Genomic DNA, 15,215 nt, shown 5'->3' with positions numbered 1-15,215 from the left:
CCGAGACCCGCCTCAGGAGGGCCGCTGCGTCAGATGCGTGAAGGCGTCCAGGTTGCGCGTCGGTTCGCCGCGCTCCACCCGCCAGGCGTACTCCTTGCGGATCGCGCTCGCGAAGCCCAGCTCCAGCAGCGGGTTGAACGCGCCGTCCGCCGCCTCCAGCACCGCGCCGAGCAGCCGGTCGAGCTCGTCGCGCGTGACGACCGAGAGCGGGAGCTTGCCGACGAGATAGATGTCGCCGAGCTGGTCGATGGCGTAACTCACCCCGAAGAGGCGGAGATTGTGCTCCAGGAGCCAGCGGTGCACGGCCGCGTCGTTCTCGTCGGGGTGACGGATGACGAACGCGTTGAGGGAGAGGGAGTGCTGCCCGACGATCAGGGAACAGGTCGTGGACAGCTTGCGCGTGCCGGGCAGCTTCACCACGTAGTTCCCGGGCCCGGGACTCTCCCATTCGAGCTCCGCGTCGTTCAGCGTCGCCTCGATGACCTGCGCCGCTGCTGCCTCGTCGGATACGTCAGCCATGGTGCGAGCGTACGACAACGCGTCCGCGCGCTCAGCCGGACGCCTCCGCTCAGCCGTGGTGCGCGCGGGCGCGGCGCCGGTGGTCGTGCATCGCCGCAGTGTACACGTCGGCGGTGGCCGAGGCCGCCGTGTCCCAGCCGAACGACTGGGCGTGCGCGGCCGCGGCCTCGCCCATCCGGCCGGCCAGCTCCGCGCTGTCCGCGAAGCGGCCCAGCGCCTGTGCGTACGCCTCCGGGTCGTGGCCGGGGATCAGGAAGCCGCTGACCCCGTCCCGCACGGCGACCGGGAGACCGCCCACCGCCGCCGCGACGACGGGCGTGCCGGCTGCCTGGGCCTCTATGGCGACCAGCCCGAAGGACTCGTTGTACGAGGGCATGACCAGGACGGATGCCGCCCGGAACCAGTCGGCGAGCTGGTCCTGGCCGACCGGCGGGTGGAACCGTACGACGTCGGCGATGCCGAGGCGCGCGGCGAGCTTCTGGAGGCCCTCCGGCTTGGCGAGCCCGCTGCCGCTGGGCCCTCCGACGACGGGTACGAGGATGCGCGAACGCAGCGAGGGGTCCCGGTCCAGGAGCACGGCGACGGCACGCAGCAGCACGTCCGGGGCCTTCAGCGGCTGGATGCGCCCCGCGAACAGCGGGATCAGCGCGTCCTGCGGCAGCCCGAGGCGGGCGCGCGCGGCGGCGCGGCCGTCGCCGGGGCGGAAGCGCTCCAGGTTCACCCCGGGGTGCACGACGGCGACGGACGCCGGGTCCGCGTCGTAGAAGCGGACGAGTTCGTCGGCCTCGCCCGCGGTGTTCGCGATGAGCCGGTCGGATGCGTGCACGATCTGGGTCTCGCCGATGACGCGGGCGGGCGGCTCGGGGGTGTCGCCCTCGGCGAGCGCGGCGTTCTTGACCTTCGCCATGGTGTGCATGGCGTGGACGAGCGGCACGCCCCAGCGCTGCGCGGCGAGCCAGCCGACCTGGCCGGAGAGCCAGTAGTGGGAGTGGACCAGATCGTAGTAACCGGGGCGCTGGCCCGCCCACGCCTGCATCACGCCGTGGGTGAAGGCGCAGAGCTGTGCGGGCAGCTCTTCCTTGGCGAGGCCCTCGTAGGGCCCCGCGTCGACGTGCCGGACCAGGACTCCGGGAGCCAGTTCGACCGTCGGGGGCAGCCCACCGGTGGTGGCCCGGGTGAAGATCTCGACCTCGATGCCGATCGCGGCGAGGCGCCTGGCCAGCTCCACGATGTAGACGTTCATACCGCCGGCGTCGCCCGTACCGGGCTGGTGCAGCGGAGAGGTGTGCACGGAGAGCATCGCGACACGGCGCGGCTTACGGTGTCCGGCGAACGTGCCCGGGAAGCGGATACGGGGTGCCGCACGGCTGCTGCCGAGCCGGGAGACGTACTGACTCACGGGTCCGCTCCTCCTCGCTCAGGGCATGACACGTACAGGGCACACAGCCCCTTCGAAGTGCCAGAACAGCGGAACCCCGTCTTTCATTTCCACTTTGCCGAAACATTGCGATCCCTACGGCGCGCCGGACGGCGGTTCCCGCGCCCCGCCGCTCCCGCGTCTGCCCGCCGGGCCTTCGCATACGCTCCTCTCCATGCACCAGCGCCCCATCGGCACCGCGACCCGCGGGACCACCAACCCCAACCGGCTGCGCCGCATGGACCGCTGGATCGCCGCCACCCACGGCCCCGCACTGCGCCGCGGCGACGCGCCCGTCGCGGTCGACCTCGGCTACGGCGCCGCCCCCTGGACCGCCGTCGAGCTGCTGGAGCGGCTGCGCACCGCCGAGCCGCGCACGGCCGTCGTGGGCGTCGAGATCGATCCCGCCCGGGTCGCGGCGGCGCAGCCGTACGAACGCGAGGGCCTCACCTTCGTGCACGGCGGCTTCGAGATCCCCACCGCCGGCCGGCCGCTCCTCATCCGGGCCGCGAACGTGCTGCGTCAGTACGACGAGGGTGAGGTCGCCGCGGTCTGGCAGCGGCTGTGCGCCCGGCTCGCCCCGGACGGGCTGCTGGTCGAGGGCACCTGCGACGAGATCGGCCGCCGGCACGTGTGGGTCGCGCTCGGCCCGGAAGGCCCGCGCACGATCACCTTCGCGACCCGGCTCGGCTCGCTGGACCGCCCCTCCGACCTGGCCGAACGCCTCCCGAAGGCCCTGATCCACCGCAATGTGCCGGGCGAACCCGTCCACGCCTTCCTGCGGGACCTCGACCGCGCCTGGGCCACGGCCTCCCCTTACGCGTCCCTGGGCGCGCGGCAGCGCTGGATCGCGGCGGTCCGCGCGGTCTCCGCCGACTGGCCTCTGACGGACGACGTACGGCGGTGGCGGCAGGGCGAGATCACGGTGCGCTGGTCCGCACTGCGGCCGGCCACGGGGTGAACAGCACCGGACCGGAACAGGTCGACACGGGACGGCACCCGATCCGGGAACACCGGCGGATCACCGTTCGTCCCCCTGTGTGACGGGGAGGGTGACGCGGACCTCTGTTGCTTTACGGGACTACATGGCACGATCGCGTCGTCACGGAATTGTTACTGACGGTAAGTCAGATGTACGCGATACGGCTTTCGTTGCCTTTCGCCCGGAGGGGGAGCTTGTGAACCGACGCCACTGTGCCGCTGCCGCGATCACCCTGGTCTGCGCACTGGCCCTGCTGACCGCGCCGGTCCAGGCCATGGCTGCCCCGGTACCCGAGCCCAGCCCGACAGCCGCCTCCTCCGCGTCCCCGAAGAAGAGCCTCGCTGAGGTCCGCGAGGAGATCGACACCCTCTACCGCAAGGCCGGGGCGGCGACGGACGCGTACAACCTCGCCGAGGAGCAGTCGAAGAAGCAGTCAGGCGAGATCGTCCGGCTGACCAAGTCGATCGCCGACGGCCAGGCGAAGATCGCCGAACTGAAGAACAGGGCAGGCGCGCAGGCCCGCGAGCAGTACCGCAACGGCGGACTGCCCCCGGGTGCGCAGCTGATGCTGAGCGGCGACCCGGACCTCTTCATGGACGGCATCAACAAGGCCAGGCAGGGCCAGCAGGCGACCAAGGGCATGCTGACCGAACTGGAGCAGGCTCAGGAGGACTTGGAGACCTACACCAAGGACGCCGGCCTCAACCTGGAGAAGATCGAGGCCGGCCGCGTCAAGCAGGCCAAGGCCAAGAAGAGCATCGACGCGCAGATCGCGGCTGCGGAGAAGCTCGAGTCGCAGCTGGCGAAGGAGGAGCGGGCCAGGCTCCTCCAGCTGGAGAAGGACACCGCTTCCACGGCGCAGGCCGCCTGGCTCTCCTCCGGCGCCCTCAAGGACATCAACCGCGAGGCGAGCGCCGCCGGCAAGCAGGCGGTGGCCTTCGCGACCGCCCAGATCGGCAAGCCGTACGTATGGGGGGCCGAGGGCCCCGGTTCGTACGACTGCTCGGGGCTGACCTCACAGGCCTGGGCTGCGGCGAAGCAGCCGATCCCCCGGACGTCGCAGGAGCAGTGGCGGCAACTGCCCCACATCGACATCGAGGACATGCGCCCCGGCGACCTGATCATCTACCACGGCGACGCCAGCCACGTCGGGATGTACGTCGGCGACGGCTCGATCGTGCACGCCCCCCGGCCCGGCCGGGATGTCACGCTGACGGGCGCGGGCTCCATGCAGATCCTGGGCGTTGTCCGGCCGGACAAGTAGGTCTTCCGGGGGCGGCCCGGAGAATTGTGCGCAGCGCGTGTCGAGCGCGTGATGTTTGTCATGGCCACATGTCCGTTTCGTGCGCGCCCATCACGTCGGATCCGTGGCGGGAAGCGGCTTATGGCCGCGCATATGACAAAGGATGATCGGCTGACGCCATTCCGTTCCCCTGCCGCGGACCGCTATCGTCCCCGTCGGCGGGTCGTCGATCGTCGTCCCGCCGCGCCCTCGGGGGGAGGGAAGGAAACCCGAACCGATGCCCGTACCCGTACCGCAGCAACGTGCCGTTCCCGCTGCGGAGACCACTCATGGCGCCGACCTCACACTCCTGGTGATCGAGGACGACCCTGCGGGCACCTTCGCCGTCCCCGAGCTGTCGTCCACGACCGGGGCGCGGGTCCGCGTCCGTACCGCCCGTAACCTCACCGAGGCCGGACGGCTGCTCACCGACGATGTCGACTGCATCCTGCTCGACCTCGACCTGGAGGCGGCCGCGCTGCCCGCCGGCGCACGCGCCGACGGCCGGGACGACGAGCCCGGCCGGCCGGACGAGCTCGCCGCCCTCAAGCACGTCCTGCGCATCGCGCCGCGCCACGCCGTCCTCGCCCTCACCGCGGAGGGCGACGCCGAGCGGGCCGCCGAGGCCGTACGCGTCGGGGCACAGGACTATCTCTTCCGCGACGAGCTCGACGGGCGCCTCCTCAGCCGCGCCATCCGTTACGCCGTGGAGCGCAAGCGCGCGGACACCGCCCAGCACCAGCTGACCGAGTCCCGGCTGCGCGCCCAGGAGAACGCCCGGCTGGAACGCGGGCTGCTGCCCACCCCGCTCCTCGACGGCTCCGATCTCGCCTTCGCCGCCCACTACCGGCCCGGCCGCAGCCGTGCCCTGCTCGGCGGGGACTTCTACGACACGGTCCGCACCCCGGACGGCACGGTCCACGCGATGATCGGCGACGTCTGCGGACACGGCCCGGACGAGGCGGCGCTCGGCGTCGAGCTGCGTATCGCCTGGCGGGCGCTCACGCTGGCCGGGCTCTGCGGCGACGCCCTGCTCTCCACGCTGCAGCAGGTCCTGGAGCACGAGCGGCAGAGCGAGGAGATCTTCGCGACGCTCTGCACCATCGACATCGCACCCGACGGCCGCCGCGCGGGCCTGTGCATCGCGGGCCACCCCGCACCGCTGATCGCCCGCCAGGGACGGGCGGCGCACCTGCTCCCGTACGAGGACGGCGGCCCGGCCCTCGGCCTGCTGCCGCACGCCCGGTGGCCGCGCCGGCAGGTCGAGCTCGGGGGCTCCTGGAGCCTGATGATGTACACCGACGGGCTCATCGAGGGGCGCGTCGGGCAGGCAGGCACCCAGAGGCTGGGCCAGGACGGCATGGTCGCGATGATCAACGGCCGGCTGGACCAGGGGCTCGGCGGCGAGGCCCTGCTGGAGGCCGCGGTCACCCAGGTGCAGGAGCTGAACGGCGGCGAGCTGACCGACGACGTGGCGGTCCTCCTGCTGGAACGCGACGAGGCCCGGATACGACGGAGGGGCAGGAGCGCGTCGCGCTCCCGCCCCGGTGCCGCCTCGTCGGCGAGCGCTCAGCGCCCGCCGTTGTAGGGGCCGTACGGTCCGTCGCTGCTGGAGCCTCCGCGACGGCCGCCGCCACCCGATACGGCCTTGATCGCCGGCCGGACGTCCACCATGAAGACGATGGACGCGATCACGCCCGCGATCTGCAGGAACAGGATCGGGATGACGAGGTTCACGAAGACCGTGACGCCGAGGATGATCAGCCAGAAGGACTTCTTCTGCTTGTCCGCGGCCCGGTAGGCGTCCTCCCGCGCCGTCACGGCGAAGACCAGCGCGACCACGGCCAGGACGAGCATGGCCAGGTACAGCAGCTGGAGGAACGAGCCGAATGCTTCGAGCAACACGGTGAGCACCGCCTAGTCAGTGGATGAGCGCCTCGCGGCCAAGGTACCGGGACAACGACCCGGGCACCCCCAAAGGTGCCCGGCCCGCTCTTCCGGCAACCCCGGAACCGCTTGCCTCTACTTCGCGGAGGGCGGGGTGGTCTTCTTCGCCGCGGGCTTGCGCACGGGCGCCGTCTTCTTCGGCGTCGCGGCGGGCGCCGCCTTGGACTCGGCGGCCTTCGGCGCGGGCTTCTTCGCGGCAGGCGCCACCGGCTTCGCGGCTACCGGCTTCGCGGGGGTCACCGGCTTGGCGGAGGTCACCGGCTTGGCGGGGGTCACCGGCTTGGTCGCCGCCTCGGACTTCTGCTTCGGCACGGACTTCGGCTCCGCCTCGACGACGGCGGCGATCTCGACGATCTCGTCGGCCGTCTCGCCGCGCCACGTCCGCACGCTCTGCTCGCCGCGCTCGGCGACCTTCTCGTACGTCTCCCGGGCGCGGACCGCGTACTCCGCGGCCACACCCACGCTCCGCAGCGCCAGGTCCTGGGCGGTCTCGCCCCACTTCTTCAGGTCGGTGTCCAGCGCCCCGAAGACCTCGGTCACCTTCGCCTGCACGGTGGCCTGAGCCTCCTTGGCCTGCGTGGTGACCCGCTCCTGGACGGCCTTCGGGTCGGTGTTGCGCACGGCCTCGATCCGCTCGGGCGCCTCGGCCCTGAGCTGGTCGAGCAGAGCGGGGACCTTGCGCGCCTGCTCCACGGCGAGCTCGGCGGTGCCGGCGGCGAAGTAGAAGGGGGTGGGGTCGGTGAGGGTCTTGCGCAGGTCATCGGTGATGGCCATGACTGTGGTCCTCCCGGATCATCAGAAGTCGGTTAGCTGGTAGCTGGTGGGTCTGCGTCACTGCCGCCGGCCGTGCGGGGGCCGCGGGCATCCGGACCGGCACCGTCCGCGTCGGCACCGCTTTCCGCGTCGGCATCGATTCTGCTCTTCGCGTCGGCGGCACCGTGGAACTCGGCGCCGGTGTCGGGCGCGACATCGAAACCGTTCTCCCGGCGGAAGGAGTCGTAGATCTGCAGCAGTACGTTCTTCTGCCGCTCGTTGATCGACGGATCGGCCAATATGACCGCCCGCGTCTCCAGCTCCTCCCGCTCCCGCTCATCGAGGATCCCGGCGCGCACGTAGAGCGTCTCGGCCGAGATCCGCAGGGCCTTGGCGACCTGCTGCAGCACCTCGGCGCTCGGCTTGCGCAGACCGCGCTCGATCTGGCTGAGATACGGATTGGACACCCCGGCGGCGTCGGCGAGCTGCCGCAGGGAGAGCTGCGCGGTACGCCGCTGCTCACGCAGGTACTCGCCGAGATTGCCGACGTTGAGTGATGCCATGGGTCGATACTGCATCACTCTTGCTAACTTTTGCAAGCGCCTGCTTGCAAAAGTGTTCCGCGTCATGTCACAGCGCCGTACCGAACCCCCGCCGCGCCCGCCTCCCTGGGCCGCCCCGGCGCTAGCGTCGGCCCATGATCGTATGGCTCAACGGCACCCACGGCGCCGGCAAGACGACGACCAGCGCGCTCGTGCAGCAGCTGATCCCGGATTCGCGGGTGTTCGACGCCGAGAAGGTCGGCGAGACGCTCATGGACATCACGCCGGGGCTGCCCTGGACGGGCAACTTCCAGGACTGGCCGCCGTGGCGGCCCCTCGTGGTCGAGACCGCCCGCCACGTGCTCGACTACGCCGGCGGCACCCTGGTGATGCCCATGACCGTCCTGGTCGAGCAGTACTGGCGCGAGATCAGCGCGGGCCTCGCCCGGCACAGGATCCCGGTGCGGCACTTCGTCCTCCACGCCGACCAGGAGACCCTCCGCGGCCGCATCGAGGGGGACTTCGACCTCGGCCCCTCCACGTTCCGCCTCCAGTACCTCGAGCCCTACGCCGAGGCGGCGCGCACCTGGCTGCACGACGAGGCCGAGGTGATCGACACGACGACCCTCACCCCCACCCAAGCCGCACAACGAATCGCAAGCTCCACCACCACCTGAACCCCCACCCCACCCCCTCCCCCCACCCCCGCCGGTCGTTGGGAGGTTACGGACGTCCAAACCAGGCAAAAGCCACCACCAGTCGTCCGCAACTTCCCAACGACCGGCGGCAGATCCGGGGGGCGGGCCCCCGTGACGGGCTTCCGTGGGGCGGCACCGGCGGGGCAGGCTGGGCGGCATGACCGCACCTGACGCCAAGGCCGACCTCCACTTCTATCTGCAGTCGGCCCGCGACGCACTGCTCTGGAAGCTCGAAGGGCTGTCCGAGTACGACGCACGACGCCCCCTGACGCCGACCGGCACCAACATCCTGGGCCTGGTCAAGCACGTGGCGAGTGTGGAACTGGGTTACCTCGGCGACACGTTCGGACGGCCGTCCGGCGAGGCGTTGCCGTGGGTCGAGGAAGGGGCCGAGCCCAACGCGGACATGTGGGCGACCGCCGACGAGTCACGTGAGCGGATCGTGGGGCTGTACCACCGGGCCTGGGCCCACGCGGACGCGACGCTCGACGCGCTGCCGTTGGACACGGTCGGCACCGTCCCGTGGTGGCCGAGCCACCGGGCCGAGGTGACTCTGCACCATGCCGTGGTCCGCGTGATCGGCGATACGCACCGGCACGCCGGGCACGCCGACATCGTCCGGGAACTCATCGACGGCGCCGTGGGGATGAGCAAGGGCAACGACAGCATCCCGCCGGGTGACGCCGCGTGGTGGGCGGACCACCGGAACCGGCTGGAGCGCGCGGCCCGTGAAGCCGACCGGGATGCGTGACACCGCGGGACGGAGGCCTGGCGGGGCCGCCGGTCCCGTAGCGTCGGCCCCATGAGCGACCTCCTGCCACTGCTCGTACTCGCGGGCGCGCTCGCCGCCGTCATGGGCCTCTTCCGGTGGCTGGCGTCCCACGTCCGGCGGCGAGGCACCGCCGGGACGGCCATCAGCGCGGCGCTGGCGTCCTACGACGAGGCGTTCCGGGTGACCGCCCACGACGCCCACCACGAGATCCGGGCACAGGCCGAGCGCAAGGCCCCGCTGCTCTCGCCCGACCGCCCGTGGGAGACCGCCCGCGGGGTCGGCCCGTCGCCGGGCGGACGCCCGCGGAGCCGACGGCCGCTGCGGCGCCGGGCCGGCCGCCTGTGGCACAGGTGCGGACGCCGGGCCGGGGGCGCGTAAACCGGTCGAACGGCGGGGGCACGCGCCCTACCCTGGCCGCATGCCTCCGTCCAGGACCTCGTACGTCTGCCTGCCGTGCCGGGCCTCGTACAAGCAGCCCTGCGACAGGGAGCGGGCGGACCGCGTCTGCCCCCGGTGCGCCGGGGCGCTGGTCCATCTCGGCTCCGCCTTCGCGGCACCGAGGCGGCGGGACACCGCGGGGTGGCGCACCCTCTCGGTGCTGCTGAACGCCGGTGTCCGCTTCCACGCGGGCTGCAGCGACGGGCCGGGCTACCGCCCGCGCAGGCTGAGCGAGGTGAAGGAGCGCATGGCGTACGCGCAGAGAACCGGGGAGCCGTTCGCGAAGTCCCTGCTCCGGCGGGAGCTGCCGCGGTAAGGGCGCCCGGCCACCCTAACGTCCCCTTGTGGACGATCTGCCACGGTACGAATTGTTACGCTGGGCGGCATGACCGCCCTCACCCCCACCGCCCGCACATCACCCGACCTGTCCTTCCTCCTCGACCACACCAGCCACGTCCTGCGGACCCGGATGGCGGCCGCGCTGGACGGGATCGGGCTGACCGCGCGCATGCACTGCGTCCTCGTCCACGCCCTGGAGGAGGAGCGCACCCAGATCCAGCTCGCCGAGATCGGCGACATGGACAAGACCACGATGGTGGTGACCGTGGACGCCCTGGAGAGCGCGGGGCTGGCCGAGCGGCGCCCCTCCAGCCGCGACCGGCGGGCCCGGATCATCGCCGTCACCGAGGAAGGCGCCCGGGTCGCCGTGCAGAGCCAGGAAATCGTCGACCGGGTGCATCGGGAGGCTCTGGAGGCGCTCCCCGGCGGTGACCGCGAGGCACTGCTGCGCGCACTGAACCAGCTGGCCACGGGCCACCTGGCCACCCCCTCCGAGAACCCCCGGCCGGTCCGGCGGGCGCGCCAGGGGCAGGGGTAATCACTCCGGACGAGACCGTAAAAGATAGTCCGCAACAGAACCATCTGTTACGGTCTCTCTTGTCGACCCGTCCGACAGGAGAAGACCGATGGCCGTTGATGCCTCGCACCGCCGCCCCAGCTCCAGCACTCATGAACCGACCGCTTCTGGACCCACTGCCGCCGACGCTTCTGGACCCACCGCGTCCGGGGCGACCGCCCGCCGCCGCGGGCTCGCCCTCGCGGTGATCGCCGCGGGGATGCTCACGCTCACCCTCGACGGCTCGATCGTCACCGTGGCCATGCCCACCATCCAGCGTGACCTGGGGTTCACCTCCGCCGGCCTCAGCTGGGTGGTCAACGCCTACCTGATCGCCTTCGGCAGCCTGCTCCTGCTCGCGGGCCGGATCGGCGACCTGATCGGCCGCACCCGGGTGTTCCTGGCCGGCACCGCCGTCTTCACCCTCGCCTCCCTGCTGGCCGGTGCGGCCACGACCCCCGCGATGCTCATCGCCGCCCGCTTCCTCCAGGGAGTCGGCAGCGCGATGGCCTCCGCCGTCGGGCTGGGCATCCTCATCACCCTGTTCGGCGAACCCCGCGAACGGGCCAGGGCCATCGCCGTGTTCTCGTTCACCGGCGCCGCGGGCGCGTCCATCGGGCAGGTGCTCGGCGGGGTTCTCACCGATGCCCTCAGCTGGCACTGGATCTTCTTCATCAACCTGCCGATCGGTGTGGCGACCCTCCTGGTCGCCCGCCGGGTCCTGCCCGCCGACCGTGGCCCCGGGCTCGCCGCCGGCGCCGACGTCATCGGGGCCGCTCTCGTGACGGCGGGCCTGATGCTGGGGATCTACACGGTGGTCAAGGTCGAGGAGTACGGCTGGATCTCCGTGCCCACGCTCGGACTCGGGGCGGTCGCGCTCGCGCTGCTCGGAGCGTTCGTCGTACGCCAGGCCACCGCCCGGACCCCGCTCATGCCCCTGAGGATCCTGCGTTCCCGCAGCGTCGCCGGGGCCAATCTGGTCCTGGTCCTCATCGTCGCCGCGCTGTTCTCGTTCCAGATCATCCTCGCGCAGCATCTGCAGAACGTCCTCGGATACGGGGCCGCCGGGACGGGGCTCGCCATGCTCCCGGCCGCCACCGTCATCGGGGGCGTCTCCCTGGGGATATCGGCCCGGCTGAACGCCCGGTTCGGCGAGCGCGCCGTGCTGCTGACCGGCATCGTCCTGCTGATCGGCGCCCTCGGGTTCCTCACCCGGATCCCCATGGACGCGCGGTACGTCACCGACGTGCTCCCCGTTCTACTCCTCGCGGCCGGCTTCGGCCTGGCACTGCCCGCGCTGACCTCCCTCGGGATGTCCGGTGCGGGCAAGGACGACGCCGGGCTCGTGTCCGGGGTCTTCAACACCGCCCAGCAGGTCGGCATGGCCGTCGGTGTCGCGGTGCTGACCACCCTGGCGGCGTCCCGGACCGACCGGCTGCTCGGCGAGGGTCACCGCCGGGCCGAGGCGCTGACCGGCGGCTACCAGCTCGCGTTCACCGTCGGCACCGGACTGCTCGTCGCCGCCTTCGCCGTGGCGTTCCTCGTCCTGCGACCCGCCCGCTCCGCGACGACCCGCCCCTGAAGCACCGGACTCCGAACCCCGAACTCCGAAAGGTACGCACCGTGAACACCACCGACGAGACGAAGAGCGGGCCCGCGCCCCGCACCCTCCCAGACCGGGCGCTCTCCCGGATCCTCCAGGAACAGCAGTTCGGAGTGCTCGCAGCGGTCCGTTCCACCGGCCATCCGCACCTGTCGACCGTGCTGTACCGCTGGGACGCCGGCGAGCGCGTCCTGCGCGTCTCCTCCACCGAGGGCCGCCTCAAGACCCGCGTCCTGCGACGGAACCCGCACGCCTCCCTGCATGTCGACGGCGGCGACGTCTGGTCGTTCGCCGTGGCCGAGGGACTGGCGGAGGTGTCGGAGCCGACCCTGGCCGCCGGGGACGCCGTCGGACGGGAACTCCTCTCCCTGGCACCGGATTTCGACGACCCGGCGGACGAACGGGCCTTCCTGGAGCAGGCGGTGGCGGAACACCGCGTGGTGATCAGGCTCCGGGTGTCGAGGCTGTACGGAGCGGCCCTGGACGTGACGGAGAAGGCCGAGCGGTGACGCACGACCTGGCCTACGACGCCGTGCTGTGCGACCTCGACAACGTGGTCCGCTTCTACGACGTGACGCACCTGGCCGCTCTGGAGCGGGCGGCCGGCCTGCCGGAGGGCACCACGGAGGACATCGCGTACGCCCCCGAGGTCGATCTCCCGCTCCTCCTGGGCCGGATCACCCTGGAGGAGTGGGCCGGGACCATCGCACTCGCCCTCGCCCGCCGGGTCGGCGAGGCCGAGGCCCGGGAGCTGGGCAGGGCGCTCGCGGAGGCGCCGTTCCGGGCGGACGGGACGGTCGTCGCCCTGCTGCGCCGGATCCGGGCCCGCGTACCGCTGGTGCTCGTCACCAACGCCACACCCCGGCTGGCCGAGGACCTCGCCGCCCTGGGGCTCACGGACCTGGCCCACCATGTGGTCAGCAGCGCCGTCGAGGGGGTCGCCAAGCCGGACCCCGCGATCTACCGGATCGCCGCCGCACGGGCCGGGGTGCCGATGGACCGTTGTCTCTTCGTGGACGACAGCCGGGAGAACGTCGACGCGGCCGTCGCGCTCGGCATGACCGGCGTACATTTCCGTGAACCGGCCGATCTGCACGGGCCGTTCGGCATCACTCCGGGAGAGGCATGAGCGAGGACGAGGGAGAGGTACTGCACGGCGGCATGACCCACCCGGGCGCCGTCGTCCGCCGGGGGGACACGGTCGAGCGACCGGCCCAGCCGCACGCCCCCGCACTCCACGCCCACCTGAGGGCGCTGGCCGTCGCGGGCTTCGACGGCGCCCCGACACCGATGGGGATGAGCGGTGACGGCCTCCGCGAGCGGCTCGGCTACGTCCCCGGTGATGTCCCGCTCCCGCCCTTCCCGCCCTGGTCGCTCACCGACGAGGCGCTGCGCTCGGTCGGCGTACTGCTGCGGCGGCTGCACCGGGCGTCCGCCTCCCTGCCCGTGGACCGCACCGTCGCGTGGCCTGCCGAACTGGCCGACCCGGAAGCCGCGTCTTTGCCGGACACCGCCCTGATCCTCTGTCACAACGACGTCTGCCCGGAGAACGTGGTCTTCCGTGAGGGCCGCGCCGCCGCCCTCATCGACTTCGACCTGGCCGCTCCCGGCCGTCCGCTCTGGGACGTCGCGACAGCCGCGCGCTACTGGGTGCCGATGTTCGCGGAGGATCCCGGCACGGCGCGCCGGCTCCGCGTCCTCGCCGACGGCTACGGCCTGACGGCCGAGGACCGCACCGCTCTCCTCCCGGCGGTCGAACAGGCCGCGGCGGCGGCCCGTGCCTTCTCCGAGCGGCGGGTACGCGGCGGCGACCCCCTCTATGTGCGCGCCCTCGCGGAACGCGGCGGCTGGGAGCGCTGGGACCGCCACCAGGCGTGGCTGGCCGCGCACCGCGCGGTGTTCACCGAGGGGCTTCTCCGGGACGGGTCATGAGCAGCCCTTCCTCCAGCTGGGCGAAGGCCAGACCGGCGGCCTCCACCGCGTCCGCGTACACCTGGCCGGTGCTCTCCCCCGCGTCGATCCGCCGCCAGTTCTCCTCGGCCAGGATCCGCAGTACGGCGATGATCTGGCCCGCCGCGAGCCGCGCCGCCACCGGGATGCCGGGGTCGAGGGCGCGGGCGAGCGCGGCCTCGGAGCGGCCCTGGTAGGCGTACAGGCGGGCGACGAGTGACGGGGTCCCGTAGAGCAGCCGGTGGAAGGCCAGCACGTCCGGGTGGTCGCAGAGCCCGGTCACCGGGTCGCGGTGTTCCAGGCCGTCGAGGAAGTGGCGTCGCAGCGCGTCCAGCGGGGTGGTGCCGTCCGGCCGGCCGTCGACGACGCGGGCGGCCTCGTCCTCGTGGTCGGCGAACCGGTGCAGGACCAGGTCCTCCTTGGCGGGGAAGTAGCGGAACAGCGTCGGCTTCGAGATGTCGGCCGCCGCCGCCACCTCGGCCACCGAGACCTTGTCGAAGCCCCGTTCGAGGAACATCGAGATCGCGGCCTCGGAGACGGCCTCGTAGGTCAGCTGCTTCTTCCGCTCGCGCAGGCTGATCCTCTCGGCGCTCATGAGGGTGTGCCCTTCTCGATGAGCGCCTCGACCCCGTCGAGGATCCGTTCGAGACCGAACACGAACTCGTAGTCCGGTTCGTCCGGCTCGCTCATGATCCCCGTCTCCAGCAGATTCGCCAGCTCCGGATTGCGTACCGGGTCGACGAGCCTGCGCACCGTCCGCTCCCACCGCGCCATGAATTCCTCCGGGGAGACGCCCTTGTCCTCGACCGCAGCGGAGATGTCGCTCATGAGCGTGGCCTCGTTCCGCACGAAGCCCGAGACGAGGAGGATGACCGAGATCTTGTCGCCCGGGGACAGGCCGCTGCCCGCCAGCGCCTGGAGCCCCTGTTCCCACCACAGCACCATGTGCGGGCTGGCCGGCGGACCCCCGATCGGGATGCGCAGGGACCACAGGTGGCGCCCGAACATCCGGCGCTGGGCCCATGCCCACTGGGCGATCGCCTCGCGCCAGCCCGCCCCCTCCTCCAGCGCGGGCAGCGGCTCGGGGACGCCCATGACCGCCTCCTGCATGAGGACGTAGAGCTCCTCCTTGGCGGAGACGTAGCGGTAGAGCGACATCGTGGAGGCGCCCAGCTCCTTGGCGACCCGGCCCATGGAGACGGCCGAGAGCCCCTCCGCCGCCGCCACCTCCACGGCCGCGGCGACGATGCGGTCCAGCGTCAGGCCGGGCTTCGGGCCCTTGACCGGCCGGTCGCGCAGGCCCCACGCGGCCTCGATGCTGGCCGGCAGGCCCGTGCCGCCCGACGCGCTGCTGTTCTCCGTCACCCGAAAGCCGCCTTCCCCAGTACTGGCTTGCCACCATCCTAGGTTTGCGTAA

General features: G+C 72.1%; 19 protein-coding genes. 12 read left to right on the top strand and 7 right to left on the bottom strand.

Annotation, left to right across the window (positions count from 1 at the left end):
* Positions 1 to 12: 12 nt before the first annotated feature.
* Both ACIQM3_RS00525 and mshA read right to left on the bottom strand, forming a co-directional pair.
* Entirely contained in the window at positions 13 to 519 is a 507-nt protein-coding gene (locus ACIQM3_RS00525; protein ID WP_401616857.1) for a YbjN domain-containing protein, read from the bottom strand.
* Positions 520 to 568: 49 nt separating this feature from the next.
* The gene (mshA, locus tag ACIQM3_RS00520; protein WP_401616855.1) at positions 569 to 1,918 is read right to left on the bottom strand and encodes a D-inositol-3-phosphate glycosyltransferase; all 1,350 of its coding nucleotides are present in this window, start codon (positions 1,916 to 1,918) and stop codon (positions 569 to 571) included.
* A 193-nt stretch (positions 1,919 to 2,111) separates the two neighbouring features.
* Here mshA and ACIQM3_RS00515 point away from each other — a divergent pair, with 193 nt between their 5' ends.
* The 3 genes from ACIQM3_RS00515 to ACIQM3_RS00505 all read left to right on the top strand — a co-directional run bounded on the left by ACIQM3_RS00515 (position 2,112) and on the right by ACIQM3_RS00505 (position 5,788).
* Complete coding sequence (locus ACIQM3_RS00515; protein ID WP_401616852.1) at positions 2,112 to 2,897, top strand: class I SAM-dependent methyltransferase; 786 nt, start codon at positions 2,112 to 2,114, stop codon at positions 2,895 to 2,897.
* Between the two features lie 217 nt (positions 2,898 to 3,114).
* Positions 3,115 to 4,182 carry an NlpC/P60 family protein gene (locus tag ACIQM3_RS00510; RefSeq protein WP_401616849.1) on the top strand — a complete coding sequence of 356 codons (1,068 nt, stop codon included), beginning with the start codon at positions 3,115 to 3,117 and terminating at the stop codon, positions 4,180 to 4,182.
* A 256-nt stretch (positions 4,183 to 4,438) separates the two neighbouring features.
* Positions 4,439 to 5,788, top strand: a complete 1,350-nt coding sequence (locus ACIQM3_RS00505; protein ID WP_401616846.1) for a PP2C family protein-serine/threonine phosphatase — start codon at positions 4,439 to 4,441, stop codon at positions 5,786 to 5,788.
* Here ACIQM3_RS00505 and ACIQM3_RS00500 read toward each other — a convergent pair.
* The 3 genes from ACIQM3_RS00500 to ACIQM3_RS00490 all read right to left on the bottom strand — a co-directional run bounded on the left by ACIQM3_RS00500 (position 5,770) and on the right by ACIQM3_RS00490 (position 7,463).
* The gene (locus tag ACIQM3_RS00500) at positions 5,770 to 6,105 is read right to left on the bottom strand and encodes a DUF2516 family protein (RefSeq protein WP_033298647.1); all 336 of its coding nucleotides are present in this window, start codon (positions 6,103 to 6,105) and stop codon (positions 5,770 to 5,772) included. The two genes, ACIQM3_RS00505 and ACIQM3_RS00500, sit on opposite strands and share 19 nt — an antisense overlap.
* A 117-nt stretch (positions 6,106 to 6,222) precedes the next feature.
* Positions 6,223 to 6,921, bottom strand: a complete 699-nt coding sequence (locus tag ACIQM3_RS00495; protein ID WP_401616843.1) for a hypothetical protein — start codon at positions 6,919 to 6,921, stop codon at positions 6,223 to 6,225.
* Between the two features lie 32 nt (positions 6,922 to 6,953).
* On the bottom strand, positions 6,954 to 7,463 hold the full coding sequence (locus tag ACIQM3_RS00490; protein ID WP_401616839.1) for a helix-turn-helix domain-containing protein: 510 nt from the start codon (positions 7,461 to 7,463) through the stop codon (positions 6,954 to 6,956).
* Between the two features lie 134 nt (positions 7,464 to 7,597).
* On the opposite strand from ACIQM3_RS00490, the gene ACIQM3_RS00485 reads away from it, so the two are divergent.
* The 9 genes from ACIQM3_RS00485 (at position 7,598) to ACIQM3_RS00445 (ending at position 13,780) form a co-directional block, all read left to right on the top strand.
* Positions 7,598 to 8,119 (top strand): ATP-binding protein, encoded by a 522-nt coding sequence (locus ACIQM3_RS00485; RefSeq protein WP_401616836.1) that lies wholly within the window; start codon positions 7,598 to 7,600, stop codon positions 8,117 to 8,119.
* Between the two features lie 178 nt (positions 8,120 to 8,297).
* Positions 8,298 to 8,891, top strand: a complete 594-nt coding sequence (locus tag ACIQM3_RS00480) for a DinB family protein (protein WP_401616834.1) — start codon at positions 8,298 to 8,300, stop codon at positions 8,889 to 8,891.
* 51 nt (positions 8,892 to 8,942) lie between these two features.
* On the top strand, positions 8,943 to 9,290 hold the full coding sequence (locus ACIQM3_RS00475) for a hypothetical protein (protein WP_401616831.1): 348 nt from the start codon (positions 8,943 to 8,945) through the stop codon (positions 9,288 to 9,290).
* 40 nt (positions 9,291 to 9,330) lie between these two features.
* The gene (locus tag ACIQM3_RS00470; protein WP_401616828.1) at positions 9,331 to 9,666 is read left to right on the top strand and encodes a deoxyxylulose-5-phosphate synthase; all 336 of its coding nucleotides are present in this window, start codon (positions 9,331 to 9,333) and stop codon (positions 9,664 to 9,666) included.
* Between the two features lie 69 nt (positions 9,667 to 9,735).
* Positions 9,736 to 10,227 carry a MarR family winged helix-turn-helix transcriptional regulator gene (locus tag ACIQM3_RS00465; RefSeq protein ID WP_401616825.1) on the top strand — a complete coding sequence of 164 codons (492 nt, stop codon included), beginning with the start codon at positions 9,736 to 9,738 and terminating at the stop codon, positions 10,225 to 10,227.
* A 238-nt stretch (positions 10,228 to 10,465) separates the two neighbouring features.
* Positions 10,466 to 11,827 (top strand): MFS transporter, encoded by a 1,362-nt coding sequence (locus ACIQM3_RS00460; protein ID WP_401619899.1) that lies wholly within the window; start codon positions 10,466 to 10,468, stop codon positions 11,825 to 11,827.
* 41 nt (positions 11,828 to 11,868) lie between these two features.
* Positions 11,869 to 12,357, top strand: a complete 489-nt coding sequence (locus ACIQM3_RS00455) for a TIGR03618 family F420-dependent PPOX class oxidoreductase (RefSeq protein ID WP_401616822.1) — start codon at positions 11,869 to 11,871, stop codon at positions 12,355 to 12,357.
* Positions 12,354 to 12,977, top strand: a complete 624-nt coding sequence (locus tag ACIQM3_RS00450) for an HAD family hydrolase (protein ID WP_401616819.1) — start codon at positions 12,354 to 12,356, stop codon at positions 12,975 to 12,977. Before ACIQM3_RS00455 ends, ACIQM3_RS00450 begins: the two co-directional genes overlap by 4 nt.
* On the top strand, positions 12,974 to 13,780 hold the full coding sequence (locus tag ACIQM3_RS00445) for a phosphotransferase enzyme family protein (protein ID WP_401616816.1): 807 nt from the start codon (positions 12,974 to 12,976) through the stop codon (positions 13,778 to 13,780). The genes ACIQM3_RS00450 and ACIQM3_RS00445 overlap by 4 nt, the downstream gene beginning before the upstream one ends.
* Here ACIQM3_RS00445 and ACIQM3_RS00440 read toward each other — a convergent pair.
* Together ACIQM3_RS00440 and ACIQM3_RS00435 are read right to left on the bottom strand one after the other, a co-directional pair.
* Positions 13,749 to 14,393 (bottom strand): TetR/AcrR family transcriptional regulator, encoded by a 645-nt coding sequence (locus ACIQM3_RS00440; protein ID WP_401616814.1) that lies wholly within the window; start codon positions 14,391 to 14,393, stop codon positions 13,749 to 13,751. The genes ACIQM3_RS00445 and ACIQM3_RS00440 overlap by 32 nt on opposite strands.
* Entirely contained in the window at positions 14,390 to 15,163 is a 774-nt protein-coding gene (locus tag ACIQM3_RS00435; RefSeq protein ID WP_401616811.1) for a TetR/AcrR family transcriptional regulator, read from the bottom strand. The genes ACIQM3_RS00440 and ACIQM3_RS00435 overlap by 4 nt, the downstream gene beginning before the upstream one ends.
* Positions 15,164 to 15,215: the final 52 nt, after the last annotated feature.

The sequence above is a fragment of the Streptomyces sp. NPDC091271 genome, assembly GCF_044757505.1.
Taxonomy (GTDB): Bacteria; Actinomycetota; Actinomycetes; order Streptomycetales; family Streptomycetaceae; genus Streptomyces.
Note: the sequence above shows the minus strand (reverse complement) of the source record. Positions and strands in the feature narration are given on the sequence as shown.

Coding starts and splice junctions, on each gene's coding strand:
- ACIQM3_RS00525 (WP_401616857.1), bottom strand. CDS start 519: ATGGCTGACGTATCCGACGAGGCAGCAGCGGCGCAGGTCATCGAGGCG.
- ACIQM3_RS00515 (WP_401616852.1), top strand. CDS start 2,112: ATGCACCAGCGCCCCATCGGCACCGCGACCCGCGGGACCACCAACCCC.
- ACIQM3_RS00505 (WP_401616846.1), top strand. CDS start 4,439: ATGCCCGTACCCGTACCGCAGCAACGTGCCGTTCCCGCTGCGGAGACC.
- ACIQM3_RS00495 (WP_401616843.1), bottom strand. CDS start 6,921: ATGGCCATCACCGATGACCTGCGCAAGACCCTCACCGACCCCACCCCC.
- ACIQM3_RS00490 (WP_401616839.1), bottom strand. CDS start 7,463: ATGGCATCACTCAACGTCGGCAATCTCGGCGAGTACCTGCGTGAGCAG.
- ACIQM3_RS00485 (WP_401616836.1), top strand. CDS start 7,598: ATGATCGTATGGCTCAACGGCACCCACGGCGCCGGCAAGACGACGACC.
- ACIQM3_RS00480 (WP_401616834.1), top strand. CDS start 8,298: ATGACCGCACCTGACGCCAAGGCCGACCTCCACTTCTATCTGCAGTCG.
- ACIQM3_RS00475 (WP_401616831.1), top strand. CDS start 8,943: ATGAGCGACCTCCTGCCACTGCTCGTACTCGCGGGCGCGCTCGCCGCC.
- ACIQM3_RS00470 (WP_401616828.1), top strand. CDS start 9,331: ATGCCTCCGTCCAGGACCTCGTACGTCTGCCTGCCGTGCCGGGCCTCG.
- ACIQM3_RS00465 (WP_401616825.1), top strand. CDS start 9,736: ATGACCGCCCTCACCCCCACCGCCCGCACATCACCCGACCTGTCCTTC.
- ACIQM3_RS00460 (WP_401619899.1), top strand. CDS start 10,466: ATGCTCACGCTCACCCTCGACGGCTCGATCGTCACCGTGGCCATGCCC.
- ACIQM3_RS00445 (WP_401616816.1), top strand. CDS start 12,974: ATGAGCGAGGACGAGGGAGAGGTACTGCACGGCGGCATGACCCACCCG.
- ACIQM3_RS00440 (WP_401616814.1), bottom strand. CDS start 14,393: ATGAGCGCCGAGAGGATCAGCCTGCGCGAGCGGAAGAAGCAGCTGACC.